Origin of the sequence: Streptomyces sp. NBC_01314, from assembly GCF_041435215.1 — a bacterium.
In the GTDB taxonomy this organism is placed as follows: domain Bacteria; phylum Actinomycetota; class Actinomycetes; order Streptomycetales; family Streptomycetaceae; genus Streptomyces.
The window spans coordinates 8,787,148-8,805,660 of sequence record NZ_CP108394.1; the positions used below are offsets into that span (position 1 = coordinate 8,787,148).

15 protein-coding genes are annotated in these 18,513 nt (G+C 71.9%); 11 read left to right on the forward strand and 4 right to left on the reverse strand.

The window, feature by feature from the left end; all coding sequences use genetic code 11:
- Positions 1-130 precede the first annotated feature (130 nt).
- The 4 genes from OG622_RS38660 to OG622_RS38675 all read left to right on the forward strand — a co-directional run bounded on the left by OG622_RS38660 (position 131) and on the right by OG622_RS38675 (position 4,298).
- Complete coding sequence (locus OG622_RS38660) at positions 131-1,159, forward strand: HAD hydrolase-like protein (protein ID WP_371581270.1); 1,029 nt, start codon at positions 131-133, stop codon at positions 1,157-1,159.
- A gap of 141 nt (positions 1,160-1,300) precedes the next feature.
- The gene (locus tag OG622_RS38665; RefSeq protein WP_371581271.1) at positions 1,301-2,344 is read left to right on the forward strand and encodes a FecCD family ABC transporter permease; all 1,044 of its coding nucleotides are present in this window, start codon (positions 1,301-1,303) and stop codon (positions 2,342-2,344) included.
- Positions 2,345-2,373: 29 nt separating this feature from the next.
- Positions 2,374-3,441, forward strand: a complete 1,068-nt coding sequence (locus OG622_RS38670; RefSeq protein WP_371581272.1) for a FecCD family ABC transporter permease — start codon at positions 2,374-2,376, stop codon at positions 3,439-3,441.
- Entirely contained in the window at positions 3,438-4,298 is an 861-nt protein-coding gene (locus OG622_RS38675) for an ABC transporter ATP-binding protein (RefSeq protein WP_371581273.1), read from the forward strand. The genes OG622_RS38670 and OG622_RS38675 overlap by 4 nt, the downstream gene beginning before the upstream one ends.
- Here OG622_RS38675 and OG622_RS38680 read toward each other — a convergent pair.
- A complete protein-coding gene (locus tag OG622_RS38680) occupies positions 4,282-4,629 on the reverse strand; it encodes an SCP2 sterol-binding domain-containing protein (protein ID WP_371581274.1) in 348 nt (115 codons plus the stop codon). The genes OG622_RS38675 and OG622_RS38680 overlap by 17 nt on opposite strands.
- A 42-nt stretch (positions 4,630-4,671) precedes the next feature.
- Between OG622_RS38680 and OG622_RS38685 the strand changes: the two genes are divergently transcribed.
- The 5 genes from OG622_RS38685 to OG622_RS38705 all read left to right on the forward strand — a co-directional run bounded on the left by OG622_RS38685 (position 4,672) and on the right by OG622_RS38705 (position 10,194).
- On the forward strand, positions 4,672-5,016 hold the full coding sequence (locus OG622_RS38685) for a hypothetical protein (RefSeq protein WP_371581275.1): 345 nt from the start codon (positions 4,672-4,674) through the stop codon (positions 5,014-5,016).
- A 55-nt stretch (positions 5,017-5,071) separates the two neighbouring features.
- The gene (locus OG622_RS38690) at positions 5,072-5,887 is read left to right on the forward strand and encodes a TlyA family RNA methyltransferase (RefSeq protein WP_371581276.1); all 816 of its coding nucleotides are present in this window, start codon (positions 5,072-5,074) and stop codon (positions 5,885-5,887) included.
- On the forward strand, positions 5,884-6,789 hold the full coding sequence (locus OG622_RS38695; protein WP_371581277.1) for an NAD kinase: 906 nt from the start codon (positions 5,884-5,886) through the stop codon (positions 6,787-6,789). Before OG622_RS38690 ends, OG622_RS38695 begins: the two co-directional genes overlap by 4 nt.
- Before the next feature lie 179 nt (positions 6,790-6,968).
- Positions 6,969-8,720: a DNA repair protein RecN gene (gene recN / locus OG622_RS38700; RefSeq protein ID WP_371581278.1), complete on the forward strand. Its 1,752-nt coding sequence runs from the start codon at positions 6,969-6,971 to the stop codon at positions 8,718-8,720.
- Between the two features lie 337 nt (positions 8,721-9,057).
- Positions 9,058-10,194, forward strand: a complete 1,137-nt coding sequence (locus OG622_RS38705) for a glycosyltransferase family 4 protein (protein WP_371581279.1) — start codon at positions 9,058-9,060, stop codon at positions 10,192-10,194.
- Between the two features lie 22 nt (positions 10,195-10,216).
- Here OG622_RS38705 and OG622_RS38710 read toward each other — a convergent pair whose 3' ends face one another.
- The 3 genes from OG622_RS38710 to OG622_RS38720 all read right to left on the reverse strand — a co-directional run bounded on the left by OG622_RS38710 (position 10,217) and on the right by OG622_RS38720 (position 15,417).
- A complete protein-coding gene (locus OG622_RS38710) occupies positions 10,217-11,869 on the reverse strand; it encodes a PucR family transcriptional regulator (RefSeq protein WP_371581280.1) in 1,653 nt (550 codons plus the stop codon).
- A 21-nt stretch (positions 11,870-11,890) separates the two neighbouring features.
- The gene (locus OG622_RS38715) at positions 11,891-13,273 is read right to left on the reverse strand and encodes an FAD-binding protein (RefSeq protein WP_371581281.1); all 1,383 of its coding nucleotides are present in this window, start codon (positions 13,271-13,273) and stop codon (positions 11,891-11,893) included.
- 341 nt (positions 13,274-13,614) lie between these two features.
- Complete coding sequence (locus OG622_RS38720) at positions 13,615-15,417, reverse strand: glycoside hydrolase family 15 protein (protein ID WP_371584355.1); 1,803 nt, start codon at positions 15,415-15,417, stop codon at positions 13,615-13,617.
- 566 nt (positions 15,418-15,983) lie between these two features.
- On the opposite strand from OG622_RS38720, the gene OG622_RS38725 reads away from it, so the two are divergent.
- A complete protein-coding gene (locus tag OG622_RS38725) occupies positions 15,984-17,642 on the forward strand; it encodes a CTP synthase (RefSeq protein WP_371584356.1) in 1,659 nt (552 codons plus the stop codon).
- Between the two features lie 97 nt (positions 17,643-17,739).
- Entirely contained in the window at positions 17,740-18,366 is a 627-nt protein-coding gene (locus OG622_RS38730; protein ID WP_371581282.1) for an NUDIX domain-containing protein, read from the forward strand.
- The last annotated feature ends 147 nt before the right edge of the window (positions 18,367-18,513 follow it).

Consider the following 18,513-nt stretch of genomic DNA (forward strand, 5'->3'; position numbering starts at 1 on the left):
CAGTGCGGTGAGGGATGATCGGAGAAAGTGACCTGACCGATTGTTGACCCACCGTGCGACCGGCCGATGGGAACGACCGATGGGAACGATTGATGGAACGACCGATGGATCGAGCGAGGAGCAGAGTGCGATGAGCCAGGAAGTCAGGACACGGCCCGATGGCAGTGGGCAGGCCCTGAGCGAGGCGTACGACACGGCTCTGCTCGATCTGGACGGAGTGGTGTACGCGGGCGGCAGTGCGATCGCGCACGCCGTGAAGTCACTCGGCACGGCCCGCGCGGGCGGTATGCACCTCGCGTACGTCACGAACAACGCGCTGCGGACCCCCGACACGGTGGCCGCGCATCTCACGGCGCTCGGGATACCGACCGAGGCGGATGACGTCATCACCTCGGCGCAGGCCGTGGCCCGGCTCATCAGTGAGCAGATGCCCGCCGGGGCGAGGGTGCTGGTCATCGGCGGCGAGGGGCTGCGGGTGGCGTTGCGTGAGCGGGGTCTGGAGCCGGTCGAGTCGGCGGATGACGATCCGGCGGCCGTGGTGCAGGGGTTCGGCGGACCCGATCTGCCCTGGGGGCGGTTCGCGGAGGCCAGCTTCGCCATCGCGCGCGGGGTGCCGTGGTACGCGTCCAACACGGACCTGACGATTCCGGGCGCGCGGGGCATCGCGCCCGGCAACGGGGCGGCGGTGCAGGTTGTCCGGATCGCGACCGGGGCCGAACCGCAGGTGGCGGGCAAGCCGCTGCCGCCGATGCACCGGGAGACGATCCTGCGGACCGGCGCCGAACGGCCGTTGGTGGTCGGGGACCGGCTGGACACGGACATCGAGGGCGCGTTCAACGGCGAGGTCGACTCGCTGCTCGTGCTGACCGGCGTGACCGACGGCGCACAACTGCTGGCCGCGCCCCCGCAGCACCGGCCGACGTACGTCGACGCCGATCTGCGGGGCATGCTCACCGGACAGCCGGAGGTCGTCGAGGCGGGCGCGGGCTTCCGCTGCGGCGGCTGGACGGCGACCGCCGGCGAAGAGCGGCTCGAACTGGACGGCGAGGGCGAGGCGCTGGACGGACTGAGGGCACTGTGCGCGGCGGCCTGGACGGCTGCCGGGGAGGGCTCGTGCGAGCTGGACGGGGAGAAGGCGCTGGCCCGACTGGGGTTGTGAGCGTCCGAGGCCCGGGGATTCCGGAGGGCCGTGCGGTGGCCGTGGCCTGTGTGAGCGGAGTCCTGCCGTACGGCCCGGAGACCTTCGCGGTGTTCGTGGACGCGATCGAGCCGTGAAGAGAGGGTAGGCTAACCTAACTGGGTGTTGGTCGACAGTCCTCCTGAACCGAGCGCGGAGACCGCCCCCGCGCCCTCGAACCGCCGCGTGGTACGAGCCGCGGGGCTCCTCGTGGCCCTCGTGCTCCTCGTCCTGGTCGCCCTGGCGAGTATCGCGATCGGCGCGAAAGAGCTGACGTTCGAACAGGTCTGGCACGGCCTGTCCGAGGACACGGGAACGTACGGCGACGCCGTCGTCGGGGAACGGATCTCGCGCACTCTCCTCGGACTGCTGGCGGGCGCCGCGCTCGGCCTCGCGGGGGCAGTGCTCCAGGCGCTCACCCGGAACCCGCTGGCCGACCCGGGCCTGCTCGGCATCAACGCGGGTGCGTCCGCCGCGGTGGTCACCGCCATCACCTACTTCGGCGTCACCTCGCTGAGCGGATACGTGTGGTTCGCGTTCGCCGGTGCCGCCGTGGTCGGGGCGCTGGTCTGGTTCCTCGGCGGCAGCCGGGGTGCGACACCCGTGCGCCTCGCGCTCGCCGGCACGGCCATCAGCGCGGCCCTCTACGGCTATCTGCAGGCCGTGATGATCATGGATGACGCGGCGCTCTCCAAGATGCGTTTCTGGACGGTCGGTTCGCTGGCCTCGGCGACCGACGAGACCATCACACAGGTGTTGCCGTTCCTGGCCGTCGGCACGGTCGTCGCGCTGCTGCTCGCCCGGCCGCTGAACGCGATGGCCATGGGCGACGACACCGCCCGCGCGCTCGGCGCCGACCTCGCCCGCACCCGGGCGCTCTCGATGGGCGCTGCCACCGTGCTGTGCGGTGCCGCGACCGCCGCCTGCGGGCCGATCGTCTTCGTCGGGCTGATGGTCCCGCACGTCGTGCGGTCCTTCACCGGGCCCGACCTGCGCTGGATCCTGCCGTACGCGACCGTTCTGTCGCCCGTGCTGCTGCTCGGCGCCGATGTCATCGGCCGCATGGTGGTGCGGCCCGCGGAGCTCCAGGTCGGCATCGTCACCGCGATCCTCGGCGGCCCGGTCTTCATCTTTCTCGTACGACGGCGGAGGACGGCGCAGCTGTGAAGATGCAGGTCATGAGGGGATCGCGGGGCATGAGGAAGTCGCGGGTCGTGAGCAAGCCCGCCGTACGCAACCGCGCGGTCCGCACCCCCGGCGGGCTGTCGCTCCGACTGGACGTACGGGCGTGCACCGTCGTCGCCCTGCTGCTGGTGGCGGCGCTCACCGCCGGCGTCGCACTGATCGGGACCGGCGACTTCCCCATCCCGGCGGGCGACGTCCTGAAGACGCTGCTCGGCAACGGTGACGCGGGCCAGGAGTTCATCGTCAACGAACTGCGGCTGCCGAGGGTCCTGGTCGGGCTCCTTGTCGGGGCCTCGCTCGGGCTCGGCGGGGCGCTGTTCCAGTCCATCTCCCGCAATCCGCTCGGCAGTCCGGACGTGCTCGGCCTCTCGCAGGGCGCCACCGCCGGCGCGCTGGTCGTCATCGTGCTGTTCTCCGGCAGCGCGAACCAGGTCGCCCTCGGCGCGCTCGTCGGCGGCCTGGTCACCGGCCTCGCGATCTACGCGCTGGCATGGAAGCGGGGCGTACACGGCTATCGGCTCGTGCTGGTCGGCATCGGCGTCTCGGCGATCGTCACGGCGGTCAACGGCTATCTGATCACCAAGGCCGACCTGGTCGACGCGGCCCGCGCGGTCGTCTGGATGACCGGCTCCCTCAACGGCCGCGACTGGGCCCAGGTCCAGCCGCTGCTGATCATGTGCGCGATCCTCGTGCCGCTGGTGCTCGGCAACGCGCGCGGGCTGCGGATGACGGAGATGGGCGACGACGTGTCGTACGCCCTCGGGGTGAGCGTCGAGCGCGTACGACTGCTGCTGATGGTGTCGGCCGTGCTGCTCACCGCCGGGGCCACCGCGGCCGCCGGGCCGGTCAGCTTCGTCGCCCTCACCGCGCCCCAGCTCGCCAAGCGGCTGACCCGCTCACCCGGCCCCAACCTCGTGCCCGCGATGTGCATGGGCGCGACCCTGCTGCTCGTCGCCGACTGGGCCTCGCAGCGGGCCTTCGGGGCCGACCAGCTGCCCGTCGGCGTCGTCACCGGCGTGCTCGGCGGCGTCTATCTGCTGTGGCTGCTGGTCACCGAGCGGAAGACCGGGCGGATATGAACGAGAACGACAAGAGGAGCACCGTGAACCGCCTGTCCGCCGAGAACGTCACCCTCGCCTATGACCAGCGGGTCATCGCCGAGCAGCTGTCGGTGGAGATACCCGACAACTCGTTCACCGTGATCGTCGGCCCCAACGCCTGCGGCAAGTCCACGCTGCTGCGCGCCCTGTCCCGGATGCTGAAGCCGTCCCAGGGACGGGTGCTGCTCGACGGGCAGGTCATCCAGTCGATGCCCGCCAAGAAGGTCGCACGGACACTCGGGCTGCTGCCGCAGTCGTCCATCGCGCCCGACGGGATCACCGTCGGCGACCTGGTGGGCCGTGGCCGGTACCCGCACCAGGGGCTGCTGCGGCAGTGGTCCACCGAGGACGAGCGGATCGTCCGTGAGTCGATGGAGTCGACCGGGGTCGCCGAGCTCGCCGACCGATACGTCGACGAGCTGTCCGGCGGTCAGCGCCAGCGCGTCTGGATCGCCATGGCGCTGGCCCAGCAGACCCCGCTGCTGCTCCTCGACGAGCCCACCACCTTCCTGGACATCCAGCACCAGATCGACGTGCTCGACCTGTGTGCCGGACTCCATGAGGAGAAGGGCCGCACGCTGGTCGCGGTGCTGCACGACCTCAACCACGCCGCCCGCTACGCCACCCACCTCATCGCCCTGCGCGACGGCTCGGTGATCGCCGAGGGCGCCCCCTCCGAGATCGTCACGGCCGAGCTGGTCGAGGAGGTCTTCGGGCTGCGCTGTCAGGTCATCGACGACCCGGAGACGGGGACACCGCTGGTGGTGCCGGCGGCGCGCAGGGCGCGGACCGGCATGGAGAAGATCGAGAAGGTGGGCGCTACAGAAGCTTCCTGAGCTGGAGCAGGTCCCGGAAGCCCGCCTCCAGCTTCACCCGGCCCGAACCCCAGGCCTTGGCGAAGTTCAGCTCGCCGCCGACGAGGGCCACCAGATCGTCGCCCGTCATGGCGAGCCGGATCTGGGCCTTCTCGGACGGCGGCCCTTCAAGGGTGTCGTGCACCTCGATGCGCCCGTCGCGCATACGGCCCACGAAGGTGACGTCGAGATCCCTGACATGGCAGCTCACCGAGCGGTCGAGGGCCGTCGCCTCGCTCACGTGTCCGTCGGCGCCTGCCATGTTGTCCGCGAGCTTTTCGAGTGCGGCGCGGCACTCCTCAATCGTTGCCATCGCGATCGACGGTACCCCAGAGCTTCGCGGTAGCGTCTGGGCATGAGCGACTCTTTGCCCGAGGTCGAGGCGAGGGTGGAAGCAGTGGTTCCGGAGGAGGCGGCCGGGACGGCCGGCGAGCCCGGCCCCCGGTCGGAGCCCCCGGTCGTCGAACCCGGGGACAACCCCGCCGCACCGGCCCCGCTGAACGTGCCCCGCACCGCCACCGGCCACCCCGAGGTCGACACCGCCCTCGGCCGGCTGGCCGACGCCGACCACCTCGCGACCGACGGCCATGTGGAGGTGTACGAGGATGTACACCGGGGGCTGCGCGACGCGCTCACCGCGCTCGACGCCCGCCCGGGACCTCCGGTTCCCACCCGTCACCCGACCACCGCCCCTCAATGAGACCCTTCGGGTCGCACCTATCGATTGACGTACGAGAGCAGGAGCTGAACCCACCGTGGCAGGAGTCGCACGCCGCCGTCTGGACGCCGAACTGGTCCGGCGGAAGCTCGCGCGGTCGCGTGAGCACGCGAGCCAGCTGATCGCCGCCGGCCGGGTCACCGTCGGCAAGACCGTCGCGACCAAGTCCGCCACCCAGGTGGAGACCGCGGCCGCGATCGTGGTCGTGACCGACGACGGCGACCCGGAGTACGTGTCCAGAGGCGGGCACAAGCTCGCGGGCGCCCTCGATGTCTTCGTCCCGCAGGGGCTGGCCGTCGAGGGGCGGCGGGCACTGGACGCCGGCGCCTCCACCGGCGGATTCACCGACGTCCTGCTGCGGGCCGGGGCCGCGCACGTCGTCGCCGTTGACGTCGGATACGGACAACTGGCGTGGACTCTTCAAAGCGATGAACGCGTCACCGTCAAGGACCGTACGAACGTACGCGAGTTGACGCTCGAAGTGATCGATGGGGAGCCTGTGGATCTTGTCGTGGGGGATCTGTCCTTCATCCCGCTCGGCCTGGTACTTCCCGCACTGGTGCGGTGCGTGAAGCCGGATGCCGATCTGGTGATGATGGTCAAGCCGCAGTTCGAAGTGGGTAAGGAGCGGCTGGGCAGTGGGGGAGTCGTACGGAGTCCGGAGCTGCGCGCCGAATCGGTGCGCGGGGTGGCCCGGCGGGCCGGGGAGCTGGGGCTCGGGGTGAAGGGTGTGACGGCCAGTCCGCTGCCCGGACCCTCGGGCAATGTCGAGTACTTTCTGTGGCTGCGTGCCGGGGCTCCCGCGCTGGACCCGGCCGACGTCGACCGAGCTGTGGCGGAGGGGCCGCGTTGACTCAGGACCGATCTCGAACTGTTTTCCTGCTCACCCACACCGGGCGGCCGGCGGCGATCCGCAGTGCCGAACTCGTCGTCAAGGGGCTGCTGCACCACGGCATCGGTGTGCGCGTCCTGGAGCACGAGGCCGAGGACATCCCGGTGCCGGAGGAGGTGGAACTCGTCAAGGAGGCCACCCCGCAGTGCCTCGACGGGTGCGAGCTGCTCATCGTCCTCGGCGGTGACGGCACGCTGCTGCGCGGCGCCGAGTTCGCCCGCGCGTCCGGGGTGCCGATGCTCGGCGTCAACCTCGGCAGCGTCGGCTTCCTCGCGGAGGCCGAGCGGGACGACCTCGACAAGGTAGTCGACCGGGTGGTGACCAAGGCCTACGAGGTCGAGGAGCGGATGACCGTCGATGTCGTCGTTCATCAGAACGGGAACATCGTCCACACGGACTGGGCGCTGAACGAGGCGGCCGTGCAGAAGGCGGGCGCCGAGAAGCTGCTGGAAGTCGTCCTCGAGATCGACGGTCGGCCGGTGACCGGGTTCGGGTGTGACGGGATCGTCCTGTCGACTCCGACAGGGTCCACGGCGTACGCGTTCTCGGCCGGTGGGCCCGTGGTGTGGCCCGAGGTCGAGGCGCTGTTGATGGTGCCGATCAGTGCGCACGCGCTGTTCGCGAAGCCGTTGGTGACGTCGCCGGACTCCGTGCTGGCGGTGGAGGTCCTGCCTCATATTCCGCCCGGGGTGCTGTGGTGTGACGGACGGCGGACCGTCGAGCTGCCACCGGGGGCCCGGGTCGAGGTGCGGCGAGGGGCTGTGCCGGTGCGGCTGGCTCGGCTGCACCATGCGTCCTTCACGGACCGGCTGGTGGCCAAGTTCGCTCTGCCCGTTTCCGGGTGGCGGGGGGCTCGGCACTAGCGCGTAGCGCGCTGTGGGGGAGGGCGGGACCGTCGGCGGCCGCGGGTTCGTCTCGGTTGCTCGCGTCCATGCGGCGGGGCCGCATATCGACACGGTCCCGCGCCCCTTTCAGGGGCGTCGTAGCTCGCCGGAGTGACATTGGGGACGGGGGGCGTCACACTTCGCTCCCCGGACCTCGTATGGTCGTGTCCGTGTTGGAGGAGATGCGGATACGGTCGCTCGGAGTCATCGACGACGCTGTCGTCGAGTTGTCGCCCGGCTTCACCGCCGTGACGGGTGAGACGGGTGCGGGCAAGACCATGGTGGTCACCAGCCTCGGCCTGCTGCTCGGCGGGCGGGCGGACCCGGCGCTCGTGCGGATCGGCGCGAAGAGCGCGGTCGTGGAGGGCCGGATCACCGTGCCCGAGGGCGCGGCGGCGATGGTCCGGGCCGAGGAGGCCGGGGCCGAACTCGACGACGGGGCGCTGTTGATCAGTCGGACCGTCTCCGCCGAGGGACGGTCGCGGGCGCACCTGGGCGGGCGTTCCGTCCCGGTGGGCGTGCTCGCCGAGCTGGCCGACGAACTGGTCGCCGTGCACGGGCAGACCGACCAGCAGGGGCTGTTGAAGCAGTCCCGGCAGCGGGCGGCGCTCGACCGGTACGCGGGGGACGCGGTGGCCGTGCCGCTCACCAAGTACGGCGAGGCCTACCGGCGGCTGCGGGCCGTGGCCGGCGAACTCGACGAGATCGTCACGCGCGCGCGTGAGCGGGCCCAGGAAGCCGACATGCTGCGGTACGGACTCGACGAGATCGCGGGCGTGGAGCCGCGGGCCGGCGAGGACGTGGAGCTGGCCGAGGAGGCCGAGCGGCTCGGGCACGCGGAGGCGCTGGCCTCCGCCGCCACGGCCGCGCACGCCGCGCTCGCGGGCAATCCCGAGGACCCGGAGGGCGTGGACGCCACCACGCTCGTCGCGGGCGCGCACCGGGCGCTGGAGACCGTGCGGTCGCACGACCCGGCGCTGGCCGCGCTCGCCGAGCGGATCGGGGAGATCGGGATCCTGCTGGGCGACGTGGCGGGGGAGCTGGCGGGGTACGCCGACGACCTGGACGCCGACCCGCTGCGGCTGTCGGCCGTCGAGGAGCGGCGTGCCGCCCTCAACGCGCTCACCCGGAAGTACGGCCAGTACGGACAGGACACCGCCTCCGTGCTCTCCTGGGCCGAGGAGGGCGCCCAGCGGCTCACCGAACTCGACGGCGACGACGAGCGGATCGACGAGCTGACCGTCGAGCGGGACGCGCTGCGGGCCGAACTGGGCGGGCTCGCGCAGGCCCTGACGGACGCCCGGGAGGAGGCCGCCGAACGGTTCGCCGCCGCCGTCACCGCCGAGCTGGCCTCGCTCGCCATGCCGCACGCGCGCGTGTCGTTCGAGATCCGGCAGAGCGAGGATCCCGTGGGCGTCGAGGTGGGCGGGCGTACGGTCGCGTACGGGCCGTCCGGTGCCGACGAGGTCGAACTGCTGCTCGCCCCGCATCCGGGGGCGCCGCCCCGGCCCATCGCCAAGGGCGCGTCCGGTGGTGAGCTGTCGCGGGTGATGCTGGCCGTCGAGGTCGTCTTCGCGGGGACGGACCCCGTGCCGACGTACCTCTTCGACGAGGTCGACGCGGGAGTCGGCGGCAAGGCCGCGGTCGAGATCGGCCGGCGCCTCGCCCGGCTCGCCAGGTCGGCGCAGGTCGTGGTCGTCACCCACCTGCCGCAGGTGGCCGCCTTCGCCGACCGGCAGTTGCTGGTGGAGAAGACCAGCGACGGGTCCGTGACCCGGTCCGGGGTGAAGGTCCTGGAGGGCGAGGACCGGGTGCGTGAGCTGTCGCGCATGCTCGCCGGCCAGGAGGACTCCGAGACGGCACGGGCGCACGCTGAGGAGTTGCTGGCGGCGGCCCGCGCGGACGCGTAGGGCGAGGGCGGGGACCGCCGTTTCGTCGGCCGTGAGTGAACGGGGGGCGGTGAACGTGGCGGGAAAGAGTGGGGCGGGAGTCGTGCGGAGGGGCAACCGCGTGCGGGAGTTCACTCGTGTGGGTGACCCTGGGTCCGGAGTTGCCGGGCCCTCCGGCTTCCGCCCCGTTCGACTGTCCCGGAACACCCTTGCGACCTGGCATCCTTGGACAGGAACGACGTAACAGGACGTGCTGGGTGGACCGTACGGAACCGCCTCGTACGGTCCACCCCCACAGCGGGATCCTTCTGTACGTTTCTTCGTGACCGTCCGACCCCGAACCAGGAGCCCCGGCCACGTGAGCCACGTGAGCAGCCACTCACCGCACGGCCAGTCGCCGCTGCGGACCGTGCAAGTGCTCGGCGGCGGCAGTGCGGTGAGCAGTGCGCATGTGCGGTCGCTGGCCTCGGGTCTGGTCGCCCGGGGCGTGCGGGTCACTGTGTGCGCCCCCAGTGACGCCGACGGCGTGTACGACTTCACCGGCGTGGGCGCCCACCATGTCCACGTGCCCCGCAGCAGCGACCCCGCCTCGGTGGCCAGCCTGCGCAGCGCGTGCGCGGACGCCGACCTGGTGCACGCGCACGGCCTGCACGCCGGCTTCCGGGCCACCCTCGCGCTCGGCCGGCGCACCACCCCGCTCGTTGTCACCTGGCACACACGTTCGTACGCGGAGGGGGCGCGGGCGCATCTGCTGCGGCTGCTGGAGCGGCGCGTCGCCAAGGCCGCCGCCGTGGTCCTCGGCACCTCCTCCGACCTGGTCGACCGGGCCCGCAGCCGGGGCGCGCGCGACGCCCGGCTCGCCGCCGTCGCCCTGCCCACGCCGCGCCGGGCCGACCCCTGCGACGAGCCGGACCGGCCCGCCTCCAAGGTCCGGGCCGAACTGGGCGCCACCGAACGCCCGTTGCTCATGGCCGTCGGCACGCTCGACCGTCACCGGGGGTACGACACCCTGCTCGACGCCGCCCGGGAATGGCGCGGCCTCGACCCGGCGCCGCTGCTCGTCGTCGCCGGCGAGGGGCCGCTGCGGAGCGTCCTGCAGCGGCGTATCGAGGACGAGGAGCTGCCCGTACGGCTCGTCGGGCGGCGCGACGACGTCTCCGAGCTGATCGCGGCCGCCGACCTCGCGCTGCTGCCCGGCGGTCCCGAGGCCCGTTCCGTCCTTGCCCAGGAGGCGCTCCACGCGAGCGTGCCGCTCGTCGCCGCCGCCGTCGGATCGCTGCCCGACCTGGTCGGCGACGGTGCCGAACTGGTCCCGTACGGCGACGCCAGGGCGCTCGCCACGGCTGTTGTACGCCTTCTCGACGACCCCGCCCGCCGCGAGGCGCTGCGGGAGCGGGGCGCGCGGCAGGCCGCCAGCTGGCCGACCGAGGACGAGACGGTGGCCCAGGTGCTCAGCGTCTACGACGAGTTGACGCAGCTGAGGCCCCTCAGCTGACGGACATCCGACGGTCACGGCCTCAGGCGACGTGTCTGCGCGCCCGTAGTGCCAGGCTCAGGGCCAGGACGGCCTGAGGGTCGTCCAGGTCGGTGCCGAGCAGTTCACCGATGCGGGCGAGGCGGTTGTAGAGGGTCTGGCGGTTGAGGTGCAGCTCGCGGGCGGTCTCCGCCTTGCGGCCGGCATGCGCCAGATAGGTCTCCAGGGTGGGCAGCAGCGGGGGTTTGGCACGGTCGTCGTGGTCGCGGAGCGGGCCGATCGCGCGGTCCACGAAGGCGGCCAGGTCGGGGTGGTCGCGCAGCCGCCACAGCAGCAGGTCGATGTCGAGGCGCCGGGCGTCGTGCCAGGGGCGGTCGGCCAGGCCCTGTGCGGCCGTCGCCGTCTCCGCCGCGTGCCGCAGACCCGCCGAGGCGGCCGCCCAGCTCCCGGGCGCGCCCACGACCACCACGGGCGGCCGTCCGCCCGGCCGCCGCATCCCGGCACGCTCCGCCCCCGCCCGCAGCGCCGCCGCGACCTTGTCGGCGACCGCCGGACGCTCGGACTCCGCGCGCAGGCCCAGCAGCAGCGGGACGCGGCCCTCGACGGGGCGTACGCCGAGCAGGACGGGCACGCCCACGGAGGCCAGCTCCTCGGCCACCGCGCGGGCGAGGACGGCCCAGCCTCCCCCCTCGGGGGACAGGCCGTCGGCGAGCCGCATGACGACGGGGAGCAGGGGGCCGCCGCCCGGCTTGAAGCCGAGGACGCGGGCCTGTGCGGGGGCGTCCTGGGCCCGGACGCGGCCCTCGGCGAGGTCGGTGAGGAAATCGCCGCGCCCGCGCGCCGCCAGCTCCTCCTCCTGCCGGGCCTGCATCAGGACGACGGCCAGGACACCGGCCGCGCGCTCGGCGGCCATCCGGTGCACGGGGGCCAGGGGGGCGACGACGGGGAGGAGGACCAGCCGAGCCCGTACCGAGCCCGTCCCCGGGCCGCCTCCCGGTACGTCGACGATGCTCGTCCCGGCCGGCGGCGCGTCCTGGTGCCGGTCGCGCAGCCCCTCCCACACCTGGAGCGGATCGGTGTCCGCCGGGCCGGTCCCGGCGGCGTACAGGAGCTGTCCGTCGGCGGTCTCCAGGAAGACCGGGTTGCCGCTGAAGCCGGCCAGGATGTCGAGGACCTGCGGGATCCCGCCCCCGCCGAGCAGGGCCTCGGTGCAGCGGCGGTGGACCTCCTCGGCCTGCTGGAGGAGCGCGTAGTGGCCGTTGACGATCTCGGTGTGGATCTCCTCGGTGACCGTCACGAAGGCCACCTCACGGTGCAGCTGCACGAGGGGCAGACCCGCCGTCCGCGCCGACTCGACGAGAGCCGCCGGGAGCCGGGCGAAGCGCGGGCCCAGTTCGACGACGAGGGCCGCGATGCCGCGCTCGGCGAGGGTCCGGACGAACGCGCGCTGGTCGGCGGGGCGGGTGCCGAGCCCGTACCCCGTGGTCAGCAGCAGTTCGCCGCCCTTGAGGAGTGAGGCGATGTTCGGGACCTCGCCCGCGTGCACCCAGCGCACGGCCCGGTGCAGCCGGTCGGCGCCGGCCAGGACCTCCGGCAGCCCGCCGCGCAGTCCGGGCAGCTCCAGCGCCCGCCGCACGGTGATACCGCCCTGCGCCTCACGGCCGTCACCTGGTGCGCGGCTGTCACGGGTGTCCATGGAGCGGACGGTACCCGGTCGTCAGGCCGGCGGGATGTTGTGGTTGAAGCGGAAGACGTTGTCGGGGTCGTACCGGGTCTTCACCGCGGTCAGCCGCCGGTAGTTGTCGACGCCGAGACCGGCCACCACCCGGTCGGCGCCCTCGTCGCCGACGAAGTTGAGATAGACCGCGCCGGTGCTCCACGGCCGCACGTCGGCGCGGACGTCGCGTACCCACCGGACGCTCCGCTCGTCGTCCGCGGGGTCCTCCCAGACGCCGAAGGGGTGCACGACCCAAGGGGAGTTCCGGTACGGCACGGGGTAGTGGTCGGGGCCGTCGGCGATCGCGCCACCCAGCGGGAAGAGAACGTGCTGGGTGCCGGTCGGCACGGGCATCGTCCAGGCACGGGTGGCGAAGACGTCCACCAACTCGTCCGGCAGACCGGTCAGATACTCAGCCGACCAGTAGTTCCGCAGGCCCGGCGGGTCGTCGATCATGCACTGTACGTCCGCGTACGGCATCGCGCCGACGATCTCGGCCTCGTGCGGCAGCGCCAGCAGCGGCTGGGCGACCTTGCGCATGTCGTCCTCGGTGCCCGCGTACGTCAGGAGGACGCCGCACACGAGCCTGCCTACCAGGTGCTCGGGGACGAACTCCTCGGGCGGGCCGGTCAGATAGAGGACACCGCCGCTCGCCTCCGGTGGGCCGGTCTCGATGACCTCGCGGTACACGCGGATCACCTCGGCGCCGTGTTCCGGGAGGTAGAGCAGCAGGGCGATGGCGAACGCGGGCAGTTCGTGCAGCCGGAGGGTGAGCGCGGTGGCCACGCCGAAGTTCCCGCCGCCGCCGTGCAGCGCCCAGAACAGGTCCGGGTTCTCCTCGGCGCTCGCGCGAACCTCGTGACCGTCAGCGGTCACGAGGTCGACGCCGAGCAGGTTGTCGACGGCGAGCCCGAAGGTGCGGTCCAGCCAGCCGCTGCCGCCGCCGAGGACGAAGCCGCCCACACCCGTGGTCGACGCCCGGCCGCCCGTGGTCGCCAGCCGGTGGGGTTCGGTTGCGCGGTCGAGATGGCTCATGGTGGCGCCGCCCTCGACCCGGGCGCTCATGGACCCTGGGTGGACCGTGACGCCGTGCATCCGGCGCAGGTCGATGACGAGGCCGTTGTCGTTCAGCGCCATTCCGGCCACGCTGTGGCCGCCGCCGCGCACCGCGATCTTCAGGTCCAGATCGCGGGCGAAACGCACGGAACGGACGACATCGGTCTCGTCCGCGCACTGCGCGATCACGGCCGGGCGTCGGTCGATCATGGCGTTGAAGACCGCGCGGGCCTCGTCGTACCCCGGATCCTCCGGCGCGAACACGTCGCCGGACAGATCCTCGCGCAGCGCGGCCAGGGCCGTGCGCGCCTTCGAGAGGGGAGCCATGGCGAGCCGCCCCCTTTCAGCCGGGGGACAGGACTACCTCCAGGCTAGGCGGGGGCGGCGTACAGGGCCTGTTCGGCGGTGCGTGGCGAAGGACTGGGCACCCGGCGCCGGTGCTGGGTGGGGAAGGCTCCGCGGCTCGGCGCTCACGAGGTGCCGCTGAGCCCACCCGTGCCGCCCCAGCGGCACGATTACCCGCAGGCGGGGCAGGCGGGGCAGGCGGGGCAGGCGGGGCAGCCGGGACGGCGGGCCAGCAGACCCGTACCAGCGAGCGCAAGCGCTTGCCCACGCGCGCCTGCCCGCGCCCCGGTCCGCCGCCGTGCGCGCCGGACCGGACGGCGCACTCAGCCGCCGTACGCCCCCGAGGCGGTCAGCCGCAGGGCCGTGTCGATGAGCGGCACGTGGCTGAACGCCTGCGGGAAGTTGCCGACCTGGCGCTTGAGGACCGGGTCCCACTCCTCGGCGAGGAGACCCAGGTCGTTGCGGAGGGAGAGCAGCTTCTCGAAGAGCTTGCGGGCCTCGTCCACGCGGCCGATCATCGCCAGGTCGTCGGCCATCCAGAACGAGCAGGCGAGGAAAGCGCCCTCGTCGCCCGGCAGCCCGTCCACGCCCTCGTCCTCGCCGGAGGTCGGGTAGCGCAGGATGAAGCCGTCCGGGGTCGACAGCTCGCGCTGGATCGCCTCGATGGTGCCGATGACCCGCTTGTCGTCCGGCGGCAGGAAGCCCATCTGCGGGATCAGCAGCAGCGAGGCGTCCAGCTCCTTCGAGCCGTACGACTGTGTGAAGGTGTTGCGCTCCTTGTCGTAACCCTTCTCACACACGTCCCGGTGGATGTCGTCGCGCAGCTCGCGCCACTTCTCCAGCGGGCCGTCCGCGTCACCGGATTCGATGAGCTTGATCGTGCGGTCCACGGCGACCCAGGCCATGACCTTGGAGTGCACGAAGTGGCGGCGCGGGCCGCGCACCTCCCAGATGCCCTCGTCCGGCTGGTCCCAGTGGTCCTCCAGGTAGCGGATCAGCTTCAGCTGGAGGAGGGCGGCGTAGTCGTTGCGGGCCAGGCCCGTCATGTGGGCCAGGTGCAGGGCCTCGGTGACCTCGCCGTACACGTCCAGCTGGAGCTGGTGCGCGGCGCCGTTGCCGACCCGGACCGGGCCCGAGTTCTCGTACCCGGGCAGCCAGTCCAGCTCGGCCTCGCCCAGCTCCCGCTCACCGGCGATGCCGTACATGATCTGCAGGTTCTCCGGGTCGCCGGCGACGGCCCTGAGCAGCCACTCGCGCCAGGCGCGGGCCTCGTCGCGGTAGCCGGTGCGCAGCAGCGAGGAGAGGGTGATGGCCGCGTCGCGCAGCCAGGTGTAGCGGTAGTCCCAGTTGCGGACGCCGCCGATGTGCTCCGGGAGCGAGGTGGTCGGCGCGGCGACGATGCCGCCGGTGGGCGCGTACGTGAGGGCCTTCAGCGTGATCAGCGAGCGGATCACGGCCTCGCGGTACGGGCCGTGGTACGTGCACTGCTCCACCCAGTCGTGCCAGAACTCCTCGGTGGCCCGCAGCGACGGCTCGGGCTCCGGCAGCGGCGGGGGCTGCTTGTGCGAGGGCTCCCAGGAGATCGTGAACGCGATCCGGTCGCCGGGTGTCACCGTGAAGTCGGAGTACGTGGTCAACGCCTTGCCGTACGTCTCGCACTCGGTGTCGAACCACACAGAGTCCGGCCCGGCGACGGCCACCGTGCGCCCCTCGTGCTTGTGCACCCAGGGCACCACACGGCCGTACGAGAACCGCATGCGCAGCGCCGAGCGCATCGGCACCCGGCCGCTGACGCCCTCCACGATTCGGATCAGTTGCGGGGCGCCGTCACGGGGCGGCATGAAGTCCGTCACACGGACCGTGCCGCGCGGGGTGTCCCACTCGGATTCCAGGATCAGCGAGTCGCCGCGGTACCTGCGGCGGGAGGCCGTCGGCGGCTCGGCGTCCGAGGCGTGCGCGGGGCCCAGTCTCCAGAATCCGTGTTCCTCGGTGCCGAGCAGTCCGGCGAAGACGGCGTGGGAGTCGAAGCGGGGCAGGCACAGCCAATCGACCGTGCCGTCTCGGCAGACCAGCGCTGCGGTCTGCATGTCTCCGATGAGTGCGTAGTCTTCGATGCGCCCGGCCACGTGCAACTCCAGTCGAACGGCCACGTCGTCGCCCCCCGAGGGGCGGTCGCTGTGCGGTGTGCGGTCAAGGGACCCTTGGGAACGACAAAGGAACCATGTTTCCAGAGTGATCCGAGGGACGGTGTCATGCGATGTCGCTCAACGATCCTCAACGCATTTGAGGCGTTCGTTGCTCAACGGACTGACGAGTTCTCATGATTGCCGGAGACGGGCGGGGGTGGTGCCGTCGCGCCGGCCGCGCTCGGCAGCGAGTGTCCGAAGAGGATACGACGCGCTGGAGGGCTCCGCGTGCCGCTCCCGGCAACGCGAGTGTGCCGAACGGGTGAGCCAGGGGTGAAGGCCGACCGAGATCGGCCCGAGGTCGTACGACGTCCGTGTCGGCCCGTGCGCGGAGCGTGGCCGGAAGCGATCGTGTTCTGTCGCTGATACCCTGGTAGCCCGTGGACCGGTGGGCGCCCCGACGCAAGAGGGACCCCCGAACCGCAGCGAAGGCACCCCCGACGGATGAGATCGGGCGGCGGCCGACCCGCACACCGAACCGCGACCACGGGAGCCCCCTCTTGGCCATGCCGCCCGCTGCTTTTCGAAACACGACGACCAAGCACATCTTCGTCACCGGGGGTGTCGCCTCCTCGCTCGGCAAGGGTCTGACCGCCTCCAGCCTCGGAATGCTGCTCAAGGCCCGCGGGCTGCGCGTCGTGATGCAGAAGCTCGACCCCTACCTGAACGTCGACCCCGGCACGATGAACCCCTTCCAGCACGGTGAGGTGTTCGTCACCAACGACGGGGCCGAGACCGACCTGGACATCGGCCACTACGAGCGCTTCCTCGACCGCGACCTGGACGGCTCGGCCAACGTCACCACCGGCCAGGTCTACAACACGGTCATCGCCAAGGAGCGGCGCGGCGAGTACCTGGGCGACACCGTGCAGGTCATCCCGCACATCACCAACGAGATCAAGCACCGCATCCGGCGCATGGCCTCCGACGAGGTCGACGTCGTCATCACCGAGGTCGGCGGCACCGTCGGCGACATCGAGTCGCTGCCGTTCCTGGAGACCGTCCGCCAGGTCCGTCACGAGGTCGGCCGTGACAACGTCTTCGTCGTCCACATCTCGCTCCTGCCGTACATCGGGCCGTCGGGAGAGCTGAAGACGAAGCCGACCCAGCACTCGGTTGCGGCTCTGCGCAACATCGGAATCCAGCCGGATGCGATCGTGCTGCGCTGCGACCGCGAGGTGCCGGCCGCGATCAAGCGCAAGATCTCCCTGATGTGCGACGTCGACGAGGCCGCCGTGGTCGCGTGTCCCGACGCCCGGTCGATCTACGACATCCCGAAGACCGTGCACCGTGAGGGCCTGGACGCCTACGTGGTCCGCAAGCTGGACCTGCCGTTCCGCGACGTGGACTGGACGACCTGGGACGACCTGCTCGACCGTGTCCACAACCCGCTCCACGAGATCAACCTGGCGCTCGTCGGCAAGTACATCGACCTGCCCGACGCCTACCTCTCGGTCACCGAGGCCCTGCGCGCGGGCGGTTTCGCCAACAAGGCCCGCGTGAAGATCAAGTGGGTCACCTCGGACGACTGCAGGACCCCGGCCGGCGCCGCGGCCCAGCTCGCCGACGTCGACGCCATCTGCATTCCCGGCGGCTTCGGCGACCGGGGCGTCTCCGGCAAGGTCGGTGCCATCCGGTACGCCCGCGAGAACCGCATCCCGCTGCTCGGCCTCTGCCTCGGCCTGCAGTGCATCGTGATCGAGGCCGCGCGCAGCCTGGCCGACATCCCGGACGCCAACTCCACCGAGTTCGACTCCGCCACCGCGCACCCGGTCATCTCCACCATGGCCGAGCAGCTCGACATCGTCGCCGGTGAGGGTGACATGGGCGGCACGATGCGGCTGGGCATGTACCCGGCCAAGCTTGCCGAGGGCTCGATCGTGCGCGAGGTGTACGACGGCAAGGAGTACGTCGAGGAGCGCCACCGCCACCGCTACGAGGTGAACAACGCCTACCGCGGGGAACTGGAGAAGAAGGCCGGCCTGCAGTTCACGGGAACCTCGCCCGACGGCAAGCTCGTCGAGTACGTCGAGTACCCCCGGGAGGTCCACCCGTACCTGGTCGCGACCCAGGCGCACCCCGAGCTGCGCTCCCGCCCGACCCGCCCGCACCCGCTCTTCGCGGGGCTGGTGAAGGCCGCGGTGGAGCGCAAGACCGGTAAGTAAAACCGGGCGACACAAGAGCTGTACGGTGACCGGGGTGCGCGTCTTTCGGGATGTGTGCCCCGGTTTCTTCGTTGCACGTGTGGGAGGACGAGTCGAGATGACGATCAAGGACACCGCCGAGGAGTGGGAGGTCCGGGCGAGCGAGACGCCGTTCGTCGGCAAGAAGACCTCCGTGCGCACCGACGACGTGGTCATGCCCGACGGCTCGGTCGTCCGCCGCGACTACCAGGTCCACCCGGGGTCCGTCGCCGTCCTCGCCGTCGACGACCGGGACCGGGTCCTGGTCATCCGGCAGTACCGCCACCCCGTCCGCGAGAAGCTGTGGGAGATCCCCGCCGGGCTGCTCGACGTGCCCGGCGAGAACCCCCTGCACGCCGCCCAGCGCGAGCTGTACGAGGAGGCGCACGTCAAGGCGGAGGAGTGGCGGGTGCTGACCGACGTCTACACCACGCCCGGCGGCTGCGACGAGGCCGTGCGGATCTTCCTGGCCCGGGATCTGTCCGAGGCCGAGGGGCAGCGGTTCGGGGTGGAGGACGAGGAGGCCGACATGGAGCTGGCCCGGGTGCCCTTGGACGAGCTGGTACGGGGGGTGCTCGCGGGCGAGCTGCACAACAACTGCCTGGTGGTGGGGGTGCTTTCGCTGGTGGCGGCGAGGAGTGGGGGCGGTGTGGAGTCGCTGCGTGCGGCGGAGGCACCGTGGCCCGCCCGGCCGTTCGAGTCCTGAACCCGCACTCATGGCGACCACACACCACCAGTCGTACGATCTGCTGATCCGATCGAGCGACCTCGCCGCCCTGCTCCGCCCAGATCGTCGCAGAGCGTGAACTAGGCTCGGGAAACGCCCGAACCGGAGTCCCGGCGGGCTTGCTCG